The 16,631-nt window shown below is 64.7% G+C and carries 17 protein-coding genes; 6 read left to right on the top strand and 11 right to left on the bottom strand.

Annotated elements, in window-relative coordinates; all coding sequences use genetic code 11:
- Positions 1–83 precede the first annotated feature (83 nt).
- Positions 84–800, top strand: coding sequence for a phosphoserine phosphatase SerB (gene serB, locus AC1RNN_RS06020; RefSeq protein ID WP_493087772.1), 717 nt, complete (start codon positions 84–86; stop codon positions 798–800).
- Between the two features lie 19 nt (positions 801–819).
- On the opposite strand, the gene AC1RNN_RS06025 is transcribed toward serB, so the two are convergent.
- Together AC1RNN_RS06025 and AC1RNN_RS06030 are read right to left on the bottom strand one after the other, a co-directional pair.
- A complete protein-coding gene (locus tag AC1RNN_RS06025; RefSeq protein ID WP_493087770.1) occupies positions 820–2,391 on the bottom strand; it encodes an alkaline phosphatase D family protein in 1,572 nt (523 codons plus the stop codon).
- Positions 2,391–3,035: a DsbA family oxidoreductase gene (locus tag AC1RNN_RS06030; RefSeq protein WP_493087768.1), complete on the bottom strand. Its 645-nt coding sequence runs from the start codon at positions 3,033–3,035 to the stop codon at positions 2,391–2,393. Before AC1RNN_RS06030 ends, AC1RNN_RS06025 begins: the two co-directional genes overlap by 1 nt.
- 112 nt (positions 3,036–3,147) lie before the next feature.
- Here AC1RNN_RS06030 and AC1RNN_RS06035 point away from each other — a divergent pair, with 112 nt between their 5' ends.
- On the top strand, positions 3,148–3,741 hold the full coding sequence (locus AC1RNN_RS06035; RefSeq protein WP_493087766.1) for a response regulator: 594 nt from the start codon (positions 3,148–3,150) through the stop codon (positions 3,739–3,741).
- A 9-nt stretch (positions 3,742–3,750) separates the two neighbouring features.
- On the opposite strand, the gene AC1RNN_RS06040 is transcribed toward AC1RNN_RS06035, so the two are convergent.
- Entirely contained in the window at positions 3,751–4,938 is a 1,188-nt protein-coding gene (locus AC1RNN_RS06040; protein WP_493087765.1) for an aminotransferase-like domain-containing protein, read from the bottom strand.
- 130 nt (positions 4,939–5,068) lie between these two features.
- Here AC1RNN_RS06040 and AC1RNN_RS06045 point away from each other — a divergent pair, with 130 nt between their 5' ends.
- The 4 genes from AC1RNN_RS06045 to AC1RNN_RS06060 are packed head-to-tail and all read left to right on the top strand — an operon-like array spanning position 5,069 to position 8,508.
- A complete protein-coding gene (locus AC1RNN_RS06045) occupies positions 5,069–5,872 on the top strand; it encodes an HDOD domain-containing protein (RefSeq protein ID WP_493087764.1) in 804 nt (267 codons plus the stop codon).
- Positions 5,872–6,516 carry an endonuclease III gene (gene nth, locus AC1RNN_RS06050; protein WP_493087763.1) on the top strand — a complete coding sequence of 215 codons (645 nt, stop codon included), beginning with the start codon at positions 5,872–5,874 and terminating at the stop codon, positions 6,514–6,516. The genes AC1RNN_RS06045 and nth overlap by 1 nt, the downstream gene beginning before the upstream one ends.
- Positions 6,517–6,530: 14 nt before the next feature.
- Complete coding sequence (locus AC1RNN_RS06055) at positions 6,531–7,352, top strand: HDOD domain-containing protein (protein ID WP_493087762.1); 822 nt, start codon at positions 6,531–6,533, stop codon at positions 7,350–7,352.
- A 10-nt stretch (positions 7,353–7,362) separates the two neighbouring features.
- Positions 7,363–8,508 (top strand): GGDEF domain-containing protein, encoded by a 1,146-nt coding sequence (locus tag AC1RNN_RS06060; protein ID WP_493087761.1) that lies wholly within the window; start codon positions 7,363–7,365, stop codon positions 8,506–8,508.
- Between the two features lie 18 nt (positions 8,509–8,526).
- Here the strand turns inward: AC1RNN_RS06060 and AC1RNN_RS06065 are convergent, their stop codons facing one another.
- From AC1RNN_RS06065 to bioB, 8 genes are read right to left on the bottom strand one after another with little or no spacing between them, the layout of a single operon-like run.
- Positions 8,527–9,081 (bottom strand): histidine phosphatase family protein, encoded by a 555-nt coding sequence (locus AC1RNN_RS06065; RefSeq protein ID WP_493087759.1) that lies wholly within the window; start codon positions 9,079–9,081, stop codon positions 8,527–8,529.
- Positions 9,078–9,947, bottom strand: a complete 870-nt coding sequence (locus tag AC1RNN_RS06070; protein ID WP_493087758.1) for an adenosylcobinamide-GDP ribazoletransferase — start codon at positions 9,945–9,947, stop codon at positions 9,078–9,080. Before AC1RNN_RS06070 ends, AC1RNN_RS06065 begins: the two co-directional genes overlap by 4 nt.
- Positions 9,948–9,954: 7 nt before the next feature.
- Positions 9,955–11,043: a nicotinate-nucleotide--dimethylbenzimidazole phosphoribosyltransferase gene (cobT, locus tag AC1RNN_RS06075; protein ID WP_493087756.1), complete on the bottom strand. Its 1,089-nt coding sequence runs from the start codon at positions 11,041–11,043 to the stop codon at positions 9,955–9,957.
- Positions 11,044–11,065: 22 nt separating this feature from the next.
- Complete coding sequence (lepB, locus tag AC1RNN_RS06080) at positions 11,066–11,989, bottom strand: signal peptidase I (RefSeq protein ID WP_493087755.1); 924 nt, start codon at positions 11,987–11,989, stop codon at positions 11,066–11,068.
- Positions 11,990–12,001: 12 nt separating this feature from the next.
- Entirely contained in the window at positions 12,002–13,606 is a 1,605-nt protein-coding gene (locus tag AC1RNN_RS06085; RefSeq protein WP_493087754.1) for a cobyric acid synthase, read from the bottom strand.
- Complete coding sequence (locus AC1RNN_RS06090; protein WP_493087753.1) at positions 13,603–14,598, bottom strand: aminotransferase class I/II-fold pyridoxal phosphate-dependent enzyme; 996 nt, start codon at positions 14,596–14,598, stop codon at positions 13,603–13,605. The genes AC1RNN_RS06085 and AC1RNN_RS06090 overlap by 4 nt, the downstream gene beginning before the upstream one ends.
- Positions 14,589–15,557 (bottom strand): adenosylcobinamide-phosphate synthase CbiB, encoded by a 969-nt coding sequence (gene cbiB, locus AC1RNN_RS06095; RefSeq protein ID WP_493087751.1) that lies wholly within the window; start codon positions 15,555–15,557, stop codon positions 14,589–14,591. The genes AC1RNN_RS06090 and cbiB overlap by 10 nt, the downstream gene beginning before the upstream one ends.
- Before the next feature lie 17 nt (positions 15,558–15,574).
- Entirely contained in the window at positions 15,575–16,618 is a 1,044-nt protein-coding gene (bioB, locus tag AC1RNN_RS06100; protein ID WP_493087750.1) for a biotin synthase BioB, read from the bottom strand.
- Positions 16,619–16,631: the final 13 nt, after the last annotated feature.

Here is a 16,631-nt window from a genome sequence, read left to right on the forward strand (position 1 = left end):
AGCCGGGCTATGAAAGAAATAAGCCTCTAACCCCCGTGGAATATGCGCAAGCAGCTACCAAATACATAGCAGTCGATTCAATCATGTCAGAACTCTCTCCCGGCCTTGTCGTCCAGAACCTGCCCGCTGCGCTGCGCCTGAGCGACTACAAGCTCATCGCCTTCGACATGGATTCCACGCTCATCAACATCGAGTGCATTGACGAGATTGCCGACGCCGTGGGCCGCAAGGCCGAGGTGGCTGCCATCACCGAAGCGGCCATGCGCGGGGAGATCACCGACTTCAAGGACAGCCTGCGCCGCCGCGTGGCGCTGCTCAAGGGCGTGACCGTGGCGGACCTGGAGGCCGTCAAGCGCGAACGCCTGCAACTGAACCCTGGCGCAGCTGCGCTGGTAGCCGCCTGCAAGCAGGCTGGACTCAAGGTCTTGCTGGTCAGTGGCGGCTTCACCTACTTTGCCGAACATGTGCGGGAACTGCTGGGCATCGACTACACCCGCTCCAACGTGCTGGAAATTGCTTCAGGTCCCAACTGCGGCGAATTGACAGGCGGCCTGGTACTGCAAAGCTGGGGCGACATCTGCGATGGCGCCGAGAAACGCCGCACCCTGCTGGAAGTAGCCTCGCTGCTGGGCATTGAGCCCGCGCAGTGCATCGCCATGGGCGACGGCGCCAATGATCTGCCCATGATGGGCGCTGCCGGCCTGTCGGTGGCTTACCACGCCAAGCCTGCCGTGCGCGCGCAGGCCCAGGTCGCCATCAACACGGGTGGGCTGGACCGGCTGCTGGAAGTCCTGAGGTAGACCCCTTGCGCCGGGCACCTCAGGCCCGGTGCAGCTCTGTCCTGCCCGGCTCCACCGCGAATGCCGCCAGCGTCTGGACGCCGGAATCCGCACGCGTCGCATCGACCACCGCACGCAAAGTCACGCTGAGCTGTTTGGGCGTGAACTCCGCCACGCCATAGCCCCGTTTTTCCCGGTCTGCGAACACAAAGTGCGGGTTTTCGGCCAGCACCTCTGGCAGGTTCTCGTTGCTGCCACCACGCGAAGTAATGCTGGTGCCGCAGAACTCCACCCCCACCGCCTTGCTCTGCGGCTTGGCGTAATCAGCCTTCACGTGGCCCACCCAGCTGGAGTGCACATCGCCCCCCAATAGCACCGGATTGCTCACTGCGTGACGCTGCAAGGCATCCGTTACGCGGATTCGCGCCGCCGCATACCCGTCCCACCCATCGTTGGAGACACGTACGCCCTCGCCCATGTGGAAATCCCGTTGGCCAAATGCGGTCTGCTGGCCCAAGACCGTCCATTGCCCGCCTCCGGTGGCCAGGGACTGGTCCAGCCAGCGCTCCTGCGTTGCGCCCAGCAAGGTGCGCTTGGGATCAGCCAGCGCCGCACAGTGGGCCGGATTCACGGTACTGGAACCTGGCCCGCCTCCTTTGGTGCAGGCCTGAGGGTCACGGTACTGCCTGTCATCCAGCAAATGCAGTGTGGCCAGGCGCCCAAACGCCACGCGGTCATACAGGCGCAGCTCCCGGTTGGCGCCCCATACGCCGTTGAAAGCGCGCCCCAGCGTTGCCGCGCGCAGCGGCATGTGTTCGTAATAAGCTTGGTAAGCAGCGGCTCGGCGGGCGGCAAAGTCGATCCCCTCGGGCCCCTTGTTGCCCGGCGTCTCACCCGCGTAGTCGTTCTGGACCTCGTGGTCGTCCCAGGTCAGCAACCAGGGGCAGGCCGCATGCATGGCCTGCAGATCGGCATCGGTCTTGTGCAGGGCGTAGCGGGCACGGTATTCGTCCAAGCTGACGGCCATGCCGCTGGTCACGCTACGAACGGCTTTACTGCTACCGGCGTACTCGTAGATGTAGTCACCGAGGAACAGCACCGCGTCCAACTGCTCGGCCAGCATGTGGCGGTAGGCGCTGTAGTAGCCGTGCTCCCAGTGCTGACAGGAGGCATAGGCCAGGCGCAGGCGCTGTGCGGCAGCGGCGGGCGCTGGAAAGGTGCGCGTGCGCCCCACCGTGCTGGTCGCCGCCCCCAGCTGGAAGCGGTAGTGGTACCAACGGTCAGGCTCCAGGCCCTGTACCTCCACATGCACTGAATGGGCCAGCGCGGGCACGGCCTGCACCTGGCCAGATTGCACGGGACGGCGAAACTGCTCGTCCTCCGCCACTTCCCAATGCACCGCAATGGGCGCGCCACCCCATGGCGCAGTGCCCTGCGGGCCGTCCTGCACCAAGCGCGTCCATAACACCACAGACTGGTGCGTGGGCGAGCCGCTGGCCACGCCCAGCGCAAACGGGTTGCTCTGCAGCCGCGGCTGGCTCCAGGCACTGCGCGGCAGCCAGAGTGTGCTGGCGCTGGCAGCGGCCAGGCACACAATTTGCCTGCGATCCATCAACCCGCAGCGATCTGGCGCAGGGCCTGCTCAAACACCTCGGGCGGCTGCCCGCCAGAGATCAGGTGGCGCTCATTGATCACCACGGCTGGTACCGAATGGATTCCGTTTTGCAAATAAAACTGTTCCTGCTCGCGCACTTCGTCGGCGTAATCGCCCGAAACCAGCACGCGCTGCGCCTCGTCCACGTCCAGCCCGGCCGCGGCTACCGCACGCAGCAGCACCTCGTGGTTGCTGGGGTCTTCGCCATTCGTGAAATAGGCGGCAAACAAAGCCTGCTTGAGCGCCAGTTGGCGCCCGGACGACTCTGCCCAATGCAACAGGCGGTGCGCATCAAAGGTGTTGTAGATGCGCCCGCGCTTGTCCATGTTGAAGGTAAAGCCCAGGGCCTCGCCGCGCTGGCGGATGTTCTCGCGCGCGGCCGCAGCCTGCTCGGGGGTGGAGCCGTACTTCTTGTTCAGGTGTTCGGTGATGTCTTCACCCTCCGGAACCATCTGGGGGTTCAGCTCAAAGGGCTGGAAATGGATGTCGGCCTGGACCTCACCCTCCAGGCGCCCCAGGGCGGTCTGCAAGCTCTGCAGACCAATGGCGCACCAAGGGCACGATACATCGGAAACGAAGTCGATTTTTAGAGTCTTTTGCATCAATTTTCCTAGTTGCTTCATCGGTTTTTAACCGTCCGTACCATTATGCTAGGTGCTCCCTGATGGTGCCGCGTCAGGGGTTTGTCAGTCCTTTCAACCGCATGTCGACGTCATGTCCGCGATCCGTTTTCTGGTGGCCGATAGCAGCCCCGCCCTGCAAACTTTTCTGCGAAAACTTCTGGAAGGCCATGGGTTTGAGGCCGGCAGCATCAAAACTGCCAGTACGCCCCAGGCCGCGCTGGAAGTCGCCGCCGATCACCCGCCCCACCTGCTGCTGAGCGACCACTTTCCCAAGGAATCCCTGTCGGGCCTGGCGCTGCACGAGGCCGTGTTGCGCCACAACCCACAATGCAGGCTGGGATACATGGCCGAGCTTCTCGATGCCAACTTGCAAGCGAAGGCGGAATCGGCCGGAGCCCTGTTCGTGCTGGGAAAGCCATTCACCGCCGCAGACATCAAGACTGCGGTGGGACGGGCATTGGAAGTTTTGTCTTCGCACCACCCCCATGTGGCCAGCCTACTGCGCTCCACGGCAAGGGCACGTCTAAGCGTGCCTGCCCTGCCCCGCCTCCGATCTGGAGATGCAGTGATCTACCAAGGGCGCCAAGACATCGTCAAGACCGTGATCCTGCGGCAAGGTGAGCTGGTGGTGCACCTGCAGGGCACGCCGGGCATGGTGCCGGCGAGCAAACTCAGCAGGGTGTAGACGCGCCGCTCAGAGTGCCTGGCCCAGGCGGCCAATACCCTCTTCGATTTTGGCCACGTCGGCCGTGGCAAAGCTCAGGCGCAGCGAGCTCAGGTCCGGGTCGTGCGCATAGAACGGCGCGCCAGGCACAAAAGCCACCAGCTTGTCGATGGCGCGCTTGGCGAACTCGCCCGCATTCTTTTCCTTGCCATTCGCGCCGGTCAGACGTGCCCAGAAGAACATGCCGCCCTGGGGCCGGTCAAACGCAATCGCATCGCCCAGCTCGCGCTGCAGGCTTTCAGCCATCACACGGGCACGCTCGGCATAGGTGGCACGCACTGTGGCCAGGGCCGTGGGCAGGCGGTTCAGCGTGAGGTAATGGGCGGCGGTGGCCTGCGTCAGGTTGCTGGTATGGGCGTCGCTGAACTGCTTGCACATGGTGGCTTTGGCCAGCAGCTCGGCCGGGGCAATGAGCCAGCCCACGCGTAAACCCGGGCTCAGCACCTTGCTGAAGGAGCCGCAGTGCGCCAACCACGCACGGCTGCCGGACACGCTGTCGCTCAGCGCCAGCAGGCTGGGCGGCGGAGCCTGGTCGAAGAACAGTTCGCCGTAGGGGTCATCCTCGACCACCAGGGTCTGGGTGCGGACGGCGATCTCCAGAATGCGTTTGCGGCGCTCCAGGCTCAGCATGGCGCCACTGGGGTTGCCAAACGAGGGGATCAGGTAGACCAGCTTGGGTTTGTGCTCTTCGATCAGCGCTTCGAGCTTGTCCACATCCACACCGTTGGCGTCAATCGGCGCGCCGATGACCTGCGCGCCATACAGGCGGAAGCACTGGATGGTGGCCAGGAAGGTGGGCGCTTCCATGATGACCTTGTCGCCGGGCGAGATCATGGTCTTGCCGATCAGGTCCAGCGCCTGCTGGCTGCCCGTGGTGACGATCAGGCCATCGGGGGCTACCGTGGCACCCTTGCCGGCCATGTGGGTGCTGATGCCTTCACGCAGGGGCTGATAGCCCTCGGTGGCACCGTATTGCAACACCGGGCCGGGCGTGGCCTTGAGCACTGCATCCGTGGATTCACGGATGCCTTCGACGTCGAACATGGCGGGGTCAGGAAAGCCCCCGGCAAAGCTGATGATGCCGGGCTTGCCCAGCAGCTTGAACAGCTCGCGGATGGCGGAAGTCTCGACGTTGTTGAGGCGGTCGGCAAATTGCATGAAACTTTCTTTCGGCTGGCAAAGGACTTGAAAAATTTGTCGCAGGCCCGGGCTCAAACCGGGTAAAACAAGGCTGCGCTTGGGGTAAATTGTCACCGATTGGTGTCGCAATCTTTTTTGAGGGGAATCCATGGTCAACCTTGAGTCTTTCTTCGCAAGCGTCAAATTGCCATCCATGTCCGAGGTCGCGCATGCGCTGATCCAGACCCTCAACGATGACGATGCCTCGGTCGCCCAGATCCGCGATCTGATCGCCAAAGACCCCGCACTCTCTGCCAAGCTGCTGCGCCTGGCCAATAGCGCGCAGTTCGGTTTGCCGCGTGGCGTGGGCACGCTGGACGACGCCATCACCATGGTCGGCATGGCCAAGGTGCGCACCCTGGCGCTCGGGGCCTGTCTCAGCGAATCCTTCCCCAACCTGCCTGACCTGGACCGCCAGGAGTTCTGGCGCTCCAGTATGGCCTGCGCGGGCTACGCCCAGTGGCTGGCCAATCGCCTGGGCATCGACACCCAGCTCGCCTGGCTCACCGGCATGATGCTGCGCCTGGGCGAACTCCTCATTGCCCAGGCCGACCCGGCCACGCTGCATGAGATTGAACGGCTGCCCCACCTGCCCGGCGTGCGCTGGCAGCGCGAACAAAGCCTGGTGGGCTTTACCGAAGGCCAGATCACCGCCGAACTGGCACGCCGCTGGAACTTCCCCATGCAGATGGTGCAGGCCCTGCAGCGCTCAGCTGACCCCATTACCGAACAGGCCTTCTCGCGCCTGGGCGCGGTGATCCATCTGGCCGGCCTGCTGGCCGAAACCGACCACGCCGGCCCCGATGCGGTCGAAGACCTGCCCGCCGACGTGATTTCCGCCCTGACGCTGGACAAGGACTGGCTGCGCACCAAGTTTCCGGACCCCAGCACCTTCCTGGATGTAACCGCCTAGTGACTCCGGCCGCCGTAGAAACCTTTTTCGCCACGCTGCAGGCGGCCAATCCGCATCCGCAGACGGAGCTGGAATACAGTTCCGTGTTCGAGTTGCTGACGGCCGTGCTGCTCTCGGCCCAGGCCACCGACGTGGGCGTCAACAAGGCCACGCGCCGCCTGTTTGCCGTGGCAAACACCCCGCAGAAGATTCTGGCCCTGGGCCAGGAGGGGCTGGAGCAACACATCAAGACCATAGGCCTGTACCGCAGCAAGGCCAAACACCTGCTGCAGACCTGCCGGATGCTGACCGAGCTGCATGGCGGCCGGGTACCGCGCACCCGGGAGGCGCTGGAAGCCCTGCCCGGCGTGGGGCGCAAGACTGCCAATGTGGTGCTCAACGTGGCTTTTGGCGAGCCCACCATGGCGGTGGACACGCATTTGTTCCGCCTGGGCAACCGCACGGGCCTGGCCCCGGGGAAGACACCACTGGAGGTGGAGCTCAAGCTGCTCAAGCGTATCCCCAAGCCCTACCTCGTGGACGCGCACCACTGGCTGATCTTGCACGGCCGTTACATCTGTCAGGCACGCAAACCACTTTGCTGGCAATGTAGCGTGGCCAAGGTCTGTGGCTTTACACTCAAGACTCCGGCCCCCACCTCCTGAAACACGCCCTTCCCATGACGGACATCAGCGCCTTTATCCAAGCGGTCAAGCTGCCTGTCATGCCGGAGGTGGCCCATGCCCTGATCCGCACCCTCAACGACGAGGATGCCGACGTCGTCACCGTTCGCGACGTCATCGCCAAAGACCCCGCCCTCACCGCCACCCTGCTGCGCATGGCCAACAGTGCGCTGTTTGGGCTCTCCCGCTCCGTCACCACGCTGGACAGCGCGGTCAGCGTGGTTGGCATGTCCCAGATCCGCGCCCGCGCGCTGGGCATCTGCATGGCCCAGGTGTTCACCCTGCCTGCAGGCATGAACCGGCTGGAGTTCTGGCGTTACAGCATGGTGTGCGCGGGCTATGCCAAGTTCTTGGCCTGCGAAATCCATATTGATGAACAACAGGCCTGGCTGACGGCCATGATGATGCGGCTGGGCGAACTGCTGCTTGTGCAACACCGTCCCAGCCTGCTGGAGGCGCTGCAACAGCAGCCCAGTGCGCCCGGCGAACGCTGGCAACGGGAACGTACACTGGCCGGATTCGACGAAGGCCGCGTCACCGCCGAAGTAGCCCGCCGCTGGGACTTTCCCGATGACGTGGTCCAGGCGCTGGCGCATTGCGGCGATACCCAGTCTGCCATCGCACAGTCCAAGCTGTCCGCTGTCGTCCATCTGGCCGGCTGGCTGGCTGACCAGGCCGGCAGCCACACCCAGGTTCAACAGGGCATGCTGCAGCTGCCCGCCGGCTTGCAGCAGTACCTGGCACTGGTACCCGACACACTGCACAGCCCCCTGCCCGACCCGGATACCTTCAGTGACGTCTCCACGCTGCTGAGCTGAAGGAGATCTGTTGGGGGCCTTTCTGAAGCTGGACGCTCGCACGATTCTGGTCATGACAGCCCTGATGGGCCCGCTCATGGCGATCGTGCTGTTCTCGCTGCGGCGCAACTACCCGGTCAGCGTGCGCGGCCTGGGGTGGTGGGCCAATGGGGCGCTGGTCATGTTTCTGGGCATCGTGCTCATCGCCACGCGCGACCTGCTGCCCATGGGTTTCTCCATCTTGCTGGGCAATGTGCTGCTCATGTCCGGCAGCCTGATGTGGGTCGCGGGCACCGAGAAATTCCTGGGCCTGCCCTCCAGCATGCGGCTGTGTGTGCCACTGCTGGGCCTGTCCAGCCTGGCCGTGGCCACCCTGCTGCTGGTGTGGCCAGACTATGCGATCCGCGTGCTGGTCATTAACTGCAGCATGATTGCCATTGCCCTGCTGCATAGCCACCGCCTGGTGCTGCACAGCCGCTTCGAGTTTGCGGGCCGCTTTCTGGTGCTGGCGCTCATGGCGGGCGCCTGCACCTGGCTGGTCCACGCGGCCGGAGCCATGGTGGGCTACACCGGCGGCAGCGTGTTCGCCCCCACCAGCTTCAACATCATCTGCAACGCCGCCCTCACGGGAAGCACCTTGCTCACGCTGATCGGCTTTGTGCTGCTGGCCAGCGAGCGGGTCCGCGAAGAGTTTGAGCGCCTGGCCACGCGGGACTCACTCACCGGAGCGCTCATGCGCCGGGCCTGGAACGCGGCAGCCCAGCTGGAGCTGGACCGCCACCGCCGGCACCAGCGCGAGCTGTCCATGGTGGTCATGGATTTGGACCACTTCAAGCGCATCAACGACACCTATGGCCACCAAGCTGGCGACAAGGCGCTGGTGGATTTTGTGGAGCGGGTCAACGCCCATTTGCGCAGCCAGGACCAGATGGGCCGCCTGGGTGGCGAGGAGTTTGTACTGCTGCTGCCCGAAACCACGGCCGACGAAGCCTGGGTGGTGGCTGAGCGCATCCGCGAGTCTTCGGCCAAAGCCGGCAACGATGTGCGCTACACGGTGAGCATGGGCATTGCCACACTACGCGAGGAAGACCATTCCGTTCAAGCCCTGCTGGCCCGGGCGGACGAAGCCCTGTACCGCGCCAAGGGCAACGGACGCAACCGCATCGAGTTTGCGTGAAGCTAAACGCGACAGACCTCAGGGCAGCACGCGCATCCATTGCCCATAAGCCGGGGCCTGCGCCGGCCACTGCTCGGCACAGTCCACCCGACGTATGCCCTGCGCCAGCAGCGTCACCGCCCGGGCCACGCCCGCATGGGTAATCCAGACCTGCGCCTGGCCCACTGCCCGTGCAGGCTGGCAGGCGTCCCACACCTCGCCCACGCGACCCATGAACTCCGCCAGAGACTCCTGCCCGCCAAAGCGGTGGTTCCAGAAGTCTGCTGTCCAGGCGTCCAAGGCCGCCTTGCCAATGTCCGCCCAGGCCGCGCCCTCGTGCAGGCCAAAGTGCATCTCCACCAGCCGCTGCTCGGGCTTGAAGGTCAAATCAGGCCGTAGCCCTCGCAGATATTGCGCGAGCAGCTCACATCTTTGTAGCACCGAGGTATGCACAAGTGCCCCTTGCGGCAGCACCTGGGCCAGTGCGTTTGCCGCAGCCTGCGTCGCCTCAGGCTCGGCTGGCAAGTCCAGCGCGCCATAGCAAACACCGGGCGCCACCCGCGGCTGCGCATGGCGCACCACCCACAGCGTCATGCCAACCCGCCGCGCGACGCCGCACCCCAGGCCAGCGCTAGGCCCAAGTAGAAAGCCAGCTCGCAAACCTGCTGCGTGGCGCCCAGACAGTCGCCCGTGAAGCCCTGCAAGCGTCGCGCAAACCAGCGCAACATGCCCCACCAGGCCAGCCCGCTGGCCACAACCCCGGCGGCGAGCCACGGCATGAGAGCTTGAACAGCTGATACCGGCACTACAAAAACCATAGCTGCTTGCGCAATCAGCACGAGGGCTAGAGCACCAAAAGACCAAAAACCGGCCACCCACAGGCTACCCAGGCTGATCTGGTCCGCCAGCGGTTTGGATTTGGACCCCGCCACATCGCCCACATGCGGCAATAGGCGGATGGTCAGCAGCGGCCAAAAGCGCGACACCACATGGCCTGTGAACAGCGCCACGCACAACACAGCACCGTGTAGCGCCCCCAGCAGCGCCAGCAGGCTCACCTTTGCCAGCAGCGCCAGCACCACGGCAATGGCGCCAAAGGCACCGACGCGCGAATCCTTCATGATCTCCAGCGCACGTTCCCGGCTCTGCGTGCCGCCCAGGCCATCGGCCACATCGGCCAGGCCATCTTCGTGGAAGGCGCCCGTCATCAGCACGCTGACCACCGTGCCCAGCACGGCGGCCACCAGCGGCGCAAACGGGCTGGCGGGCAGCAACGCGAGCAACACCCAAGTGACCAAAGCCACCACGCCGCCCACCAGCCAACCCACGCCCGGCAGGTGCGCGGCACTGGCACGCAGCATGGCGGGGCTGAAGCCCACCCACTCCGCCAGCCGGCCGGTCACCGGCACGCGGGTGAAGAACTGCAGCGACAGCAGGTAGTGGCGGAGAAAACGGGCCATGGCGGGCTTAGTGCGCGGTCACGGGGTCGGCGCTTTTTTCGGACACCCCGGCCGAGGCAAAGCTGGCCATGTCGCGCAGAACGGTGCAGGCCGACTGCAGCAACGGCCAGGCCAGTGCGGCGCCCGAGCCTTCGCCCAGGCGCAGGCCCAGGTCCAGCAGACCCTGCACGCCCAAGTGCTGCAGCATGAACTCATGCCCGCGCTCGCCCGAGCGGTGCGCGAACACACAGCGCTGCAACACCAGCGGCTGCAGCGCGTGGGCCACCAGCACCGCGCTGGTGGCGATGAAACCGTCCACCACGATCACGCGCCGCTCATGAGCGGCTTGCAGCACTGCGCCCACCATGGTGGCAATCTCAAAACCGCCCAGAGCCGCCAGCGCATCCAGCGGCGCGGTGGCGTCCGCATGGCGCGCCAGCACCTCGCGCAGCACTTCGGTCTTGCGCTGCACGGCGGGAGCGTCCAACCCGGTGCCGGCGCCGGTACAGACGGTGATGTCCAGCCCGGCCAGACGCGACAGCAGCAGCGACGCGGCCGAGGTATTGCCAATGCCCATCTCGCCCAGCAGCAAGGCATTGCCCGGCAGGGCCTTCACCAGATCGACACCGTGCTGCAGCGCTTCGTCGCACTGAGCCGTTGTCATGGCTGGTTGCACTGACGAATCCGCCGTGCCCAACTCCGCACCCGCAGCCTTGCGCACTTGCAGGCCGGGCCGCGTGCTGCCGGCGGGCAAACCCGCCAGAAAGTCGCGCTTCACGCCGCAATCCACCACCGTCAGCGCAATGCCGTTCTGCTTGGCCAACACGCTCACCGCCGCACCGCCCGCCAGAAAGTTCTCCACCATCTGCCACGTCACGTCACTGGGAAAGGCCGAGATGCCACGCGCCGTTAGCCCATGGTCCCCCGCAAACACCACCATCTGCGGCTGTTCCAGTACCGGTGCAGTACTGCCCAGAATCTGACCAATCTTTAAGGCCACGTCTTCCAGGCGGCCGAGAGAACCGAGCGGCTTGGTCTTGTTGTTGATCGTCGCCTGCAGGGCTTCGGTGAGGTTGGCGTCGGAGATATCGGCGAGGATAGGGAGGGAGAGAATCATGCTGATGTCCTAAGAATTGCAATCAAAAGAATTGCGGGGAAACGTAAACCACCTTGCCCAGCAAATTGGCCTGCGGCACAAAGCCCCAATAGCGACTATCGAAACTATTGCTGCGGTAATCACCCATGAAGTAGTAATGCCCTTCGGGCACTTTGCAGATGATTTCATGGACTTCGTAGCGGCAGTTCTCCATGTGCGCGAATTTCTCTTCCGGCGCGGAGATAGGGGCTAATTTTTCATCTAGCAAGATGTCATAGCTATGTGATCCCAGACGCTCCTGAAAGCGTTTGATATAGCGCATGGAGGACTCTTCCATGTAGTCCGCCTTCGGAGTAAGCGGCACGATTTGCCCATTGATCGTGAGCCGTCCATCACGAATCAGCAGCGTGTCTCCGGGTAGAGCGACAACGCGCTTTATATATTGCGTTTTTTGCAGCGGAGGTAATTCAAACACCATGAGATCGCCACGCTCCACAGGCTGCGTGAGCGCAGCGCGAACGATGTGCATCCCATAGGTTCCGTAATTACCGTAACCCCACTTTTGCACTATCAGGCGTGCACCAGCGGAGATCCCGGGCTGCATGGAACCAGATGGCCCCCTGAATGGTTCGTATAAAAAAGCGCGAAACGCCACGATGGAGGCAACTATGACAAAACCGCAAAGCAACAGCCCAGGCCAGCGGCTGTAGCCCGGCCGGGGACGCTCAGGATCAAAGTCACGCGCCTGCACGTACGCAAAGCGACTAACCGTAACGGCTACTGCCAAGTTAAAACAGGTAGCAATTTCCGGTAACCCCGAGAGATACAGGACGTCCAACAAGGCCATTGCCAGCACAGCGACGGTAACAACCACAGCCCAACGCCAACGAGCTACATACAACAGGCCAAGCGCTGATACAAAAAAACCCAGCACAGCGGCCAACCATTTGTTCGGACGATTCTTCAATTTTTTTTCTCCCTATTTTTTACTTATCAACTGCATCAGATAACCTGTTGCAAAGTGCCTTTCCACATAGTCCGCCAAGCCGTCAAACACCGTCTCCAACGTAGGCACGGCGCCGCCGATCTGGGCGCCGAACAGGGCCTGCAGCACGGCTGGGTCTTCAAACATGCCGTGCAGGTACAAGCCCAGCACATTGCCCCGGGCGTTGATCCAGCCTAGATCGTTGGGCAATACAGCCTTAGCCACATTGCCAGCGGCAGCCATGGCGGCATGAGGGGCGGTCTGGCCGTGGTGGATTTCATAGCCAGAGACAGATACACCCGCAAGGGAATACCAAGGCGATGGCGTCGAGTTCGCCGATCGCACGCCCTGGTCCAAGCGCGAGGCGGCGAAGCCGGGGGCCGATTTGTGCGCATTTGGCACCATGAGGTCCCCGGTTTCGCCGCCTCGCGCAGGCGAAAGCGAAGGAAAGAATGCCGCAGACGTATGCCGCACCGTCTTGTCCTCCGCAAACACCGTCACCGCCGGCAACAAGCCCAGCCCAGGCGCATTGCCATCAATCCCATGCGGATCAATCAGCGCCTCCCCCAGCATCTGCAAGCCACCGCAAATGCCCAGCACCGCCCCACCCTGCTCCGCATGGCGCGCAATGGCGGCATCCAGCCCTTGCGACCGCAGCCAGGCCAGATCGCCACTGGTGTGCTTGGAGCCGGGCAGGATGATCCAATCCGAAGGCGTGAGCCCAGCCAGTTCTGACGGGCTGCGCACCCATTGCAACCGCAGCCCCGGAATATTCTTGAGCGGCTGGAACTCGTCCAGGTTGCTGATGCGCGGATAGGCCACCACCGCCACCGTCAGATTTACCGAGCCCTTGGCCACACTACGGTCGTCAAACACACCGTCTTCTTCCGGCAAGCCGTGCTGCCACCACATGGGCAGCGTGGCCACCGTGGGCACACCCGTCAGGTCCTGGAGCATCTGAGGCGCAGGGGCCAGCAGTGTGGTGTCACCGCGAAACTTGTTCAGCACAAAGCCCTTGATGAACGGCCGCTGCTCTTCCGGCAACAGCGCCCAGGTGCCATACAGGTGGGCGAACGCACCGCCCCGGTCAATGTCGGTGACCAGCAGACAGACTGCGTCGCCATGCTGGGCCACGCGCATGTTCACCACATCACTGGCCGCCAAGTTGATCTCGGCGGGCGAACCCGCGCCCTCGATCACCACCACATCGTTCTCGGCCCGCAGCGCGTCCAGCGCCGCGGCAATCTGCGGCCAGACCTTGAGGCTTCGGCCGCGCCATGGCATGGCGCTCAGCTCGGGGCTCACCTGCCCCATGAGTACCACCTGGCTGTGCGTGTCGCGCTCGGGCTTGAGCAGCAGCGGGTTCATGCGCACATCGGGTACGGCATTGGCAGCCAAGGCTTGGAAGTACTGGGCTGAACCAATCTCGCCCTGGCCATTGTCCGACGCAACCACCCGCGCGTTATTGCTCATGTTCTGCGCCTTGAAAGGTGCCACCTTGAGCCCCTGGCGCGCGTAGTAGCGGCACAGCGCCGTGGTGAGCCAGCTCTTGCCAGCGCCGCTGGTGGTGCCCAGCACCATGATGCATTTGGCGGTCATGCAGCAGTTTCCAGGGCCTGGACCAGCGCCTCTTGCGCTGCCGGGGCCAGCGCCCCCAGCCGTACCCAGCCCGGCAAGCCAAACGAGGTGGCGTCACGCAGCTTGATGCCCTGCGCGCGCAGGCGCTCGCACAGTGCAACCGCATCCACACCCTCGGGCGGGCGGGCGCATAGATAGTTCGCGTCCCCCGGCATGCACTGCCAGCCCAGCGCTTGCAGCGCATCGCATTGCCGCGCTTTCCAGTTGCGCAAGGTGCCCAGGCTTTGGGCCAGCCAGCTCGCGGTTTGCGATTGGGCCCAGGCCTCCAGCATGGCCGCGCCGTGCGCACCCAGCACCCAGGAGGGGGCCATGGCGTCCAGCGCGGCTGCGGTATCCGCGCTGTGCAAGGGCGCGATGGCGTAGGCCGCGCGCACGCCCGTCAGCCCCAAGGCCTTGTTGGGCGAGAACAGTTGCCACACGGCATCGCGCTGCGCGCCCTGCAGGGTGGGCAATCCGTCCAGGCGCAGGGGTTCATAGGCGCAATCCAGCACCAGCGGGCTGCGCGCCAGTGCTTCGGGCCAGCCGGCATGGGCCTGACCGGTAGGGCTGGCGGGCTCGCAGGCCCAGACCAGATCGGCCACGTCCGCACCATCCACGCGGCGCAAGCCCCATGCATTGGCCGCCGCCGCATAGTCGCCATAGGCATGGGCTGGCAGGTGCACCGTGCCTCCGCCCGCGCGGCGCACCCAGGCCGTGATGCGGAAGATGAATTCGCTGGCGCTGCCGGCCAGCACCACGCGCCAGACATCCACACCATGCCGGTGCGCCAGATCGGCGCGCAGGCGGGTGTAGGCCGGGTCGGGGTAGCGCGTGGGGTCCGCCGCCTGCACGGCCGCCAGGGCATGGGGGCACGGGCCGCAGGAATTGCTGTTGGTGGAAAAGTCGTATTGCGGCGCACCTTGGGCGTCGGGGCCGCCATGAACGCGCGGCAAAGGCGGAGGCGTCATGTCCATGACTTGCCTCCCATTACTATCAAAACCATAGCTGCTTGCGCAATCAGAACAAGGGCTAGCAGTGCTTTGGATGCATAGACCAGCGCACCGGCTGTGTCGGCCACCGCCGCCGCGCGGCCGGTGGGGTTGAGCACATAGACGCCGGGCTTGCGCAGCGCCACATCCAGATTCAGCGCCATGGCGGCCATGGGCCAGCCGCTGTTGGGCGACGGCGTCTGGCGCGCCTGCGTGGGCAGTTGTCGCGCCAGGCCCCATCCCCGCCAGCCGGCCGCCAGCAAGAGCATGGCAGCGGTAATGCGCGCCGGCACCCAGCTCAAGCCATCATCCACCCGGGCCGCCCATTTGCCAGCCCAGGCCCAGTTGCGGCCCTTGTAAACGCCGGGGTAGCCCCACATGGCGTCGGCCGTGTTGGCAAAGCGGTACAGCGCCGCACCGGGCAGGCCCAGCAGCACAAACCAGAAGATTGGCGCGACGACCGAGTCGTTGAGGTTCTCGGCCAGCGTTTCAATCGCGCTTTCGCGCACCTGCGTGTCGCTCAGTTGCGCCACGTCCCGGCTTACCAGCCAGCGCAGGCGCTCGCGGCCCGCGTCCAGCGATTCACCCAATGCGGACTCCACCGCCAGCACTTCGCGCCTGAGCATGGCCCAGGCCAGCAAGGGCTTGAGCGCGAGGCCCAGGCCCAGGCCGGCGGCCCACCAGGGCAGCGTGAGCAAGGCAGCTTGCAGCGCCCATGCCGCTCCTGAAACCATAGCTGCTCCCGCACACCAGACGAGGGCTGCAAGCCAAAAAGCCTTGAAATCCCGGGCTTCAGGCTGCTGCAGTGCATGGCCTTGCACCCAGGCACCCACGGCGCCCAGGTAGTTACCCATCCACACCACAGGGTGCAGGCGCAGGCGCGGCTCGCCCCACCAGCGGTCTACCGCCAGTGCGACGAGCAATGCCAAGGCCAGCGCTTCCATGCTCGGTGGGCAGCTCTTCAGGGCGCAGGCTCGGGCTTGCCGGTGCGCAGACCCAGGCGCTGCAGCAGCGCGACGTCGGCATCCACATCGGGGTTGCCAGTGGTGAGCAGCTTGTCACCGTAGAAGATGGAGTTGGCACCGGCCACAAAGCACAGGGCCTGCACCGCGTCGCCCATGCTTTTCCGCCCGGCCGACAGGCGCACGCGGGCACGGGGCATGGTGATGCGCGCCACCGCGATGGTGCGCACAAACTCCAGCGGGTCCAAGTTGGGCTGGTCAGCCAGCGGCGTGCCCTCCACCTTCACCAAGTGGTTGATGGGCACCGACTCCGGGTACGGCGACAAGTTCGCCAGCTCCGCAATCAGCCCCGCACGCTGCAGACGCGACTCACCCAGGCCCACGATGCCGCCGCAGCAGACGCTGACGCCTGCGTTGCGCACGCGCGCCAGGGTGTCCAGGCGGTCCTGGTAATCCCGCGTGGTGATGATGTCGCCATAGAAGTCGGGCGCGCTGTCCAGGTTGTGGTTGTAGTAGTCCAGGCCGGCATCGCGCAGGGTTTCCGCGTGGCCGTCATTCAACATGCCCAGCGTGGCACAGGCTTCCAGACCCGTGGCCTTGACGGCCTTGACCAGCTCGGCCACGGCCTCCACATCGCGGTCCTTGGGCGCGCGCCAGGCGGCACCCATGCAGAAGCGCGTGGCACCCGCGGCCTTGGCACGCTCGGCCGCCTCGCGTACTGCGTCCACGCCCATCAGCTTGCCGGCCTCCACGCCGGTATCGAAGTGCACGCTTTGCGGGCAGTAGCCACAGTCCTCCGGGCAGCCCCCGGTCTTGACGGACAGCAGCGTGGCCAGCTCCACGAGGTTGGGGTCGAAGTGCTGGCGGTGCACCGTCTGGGCCTGGAACAACAGGTCGTTGAAAGGCAGTTCAAACAGGGCCTGCACTTCCTCCACGCTCCACACCCGCTGCCCCGCATCGGGGCGCTGCACCTTGAGGTGCGCGGGCGTTTTGTGGGGTGCGTGGAAATGCAGGGTCTGCGGCTTGTCGAGCGTGGTATCCATCGTCAAACGGTCG

This window comes from Rhodoferax sp. GW822-FHT02D07 (genome assembly GCF_058802405.1).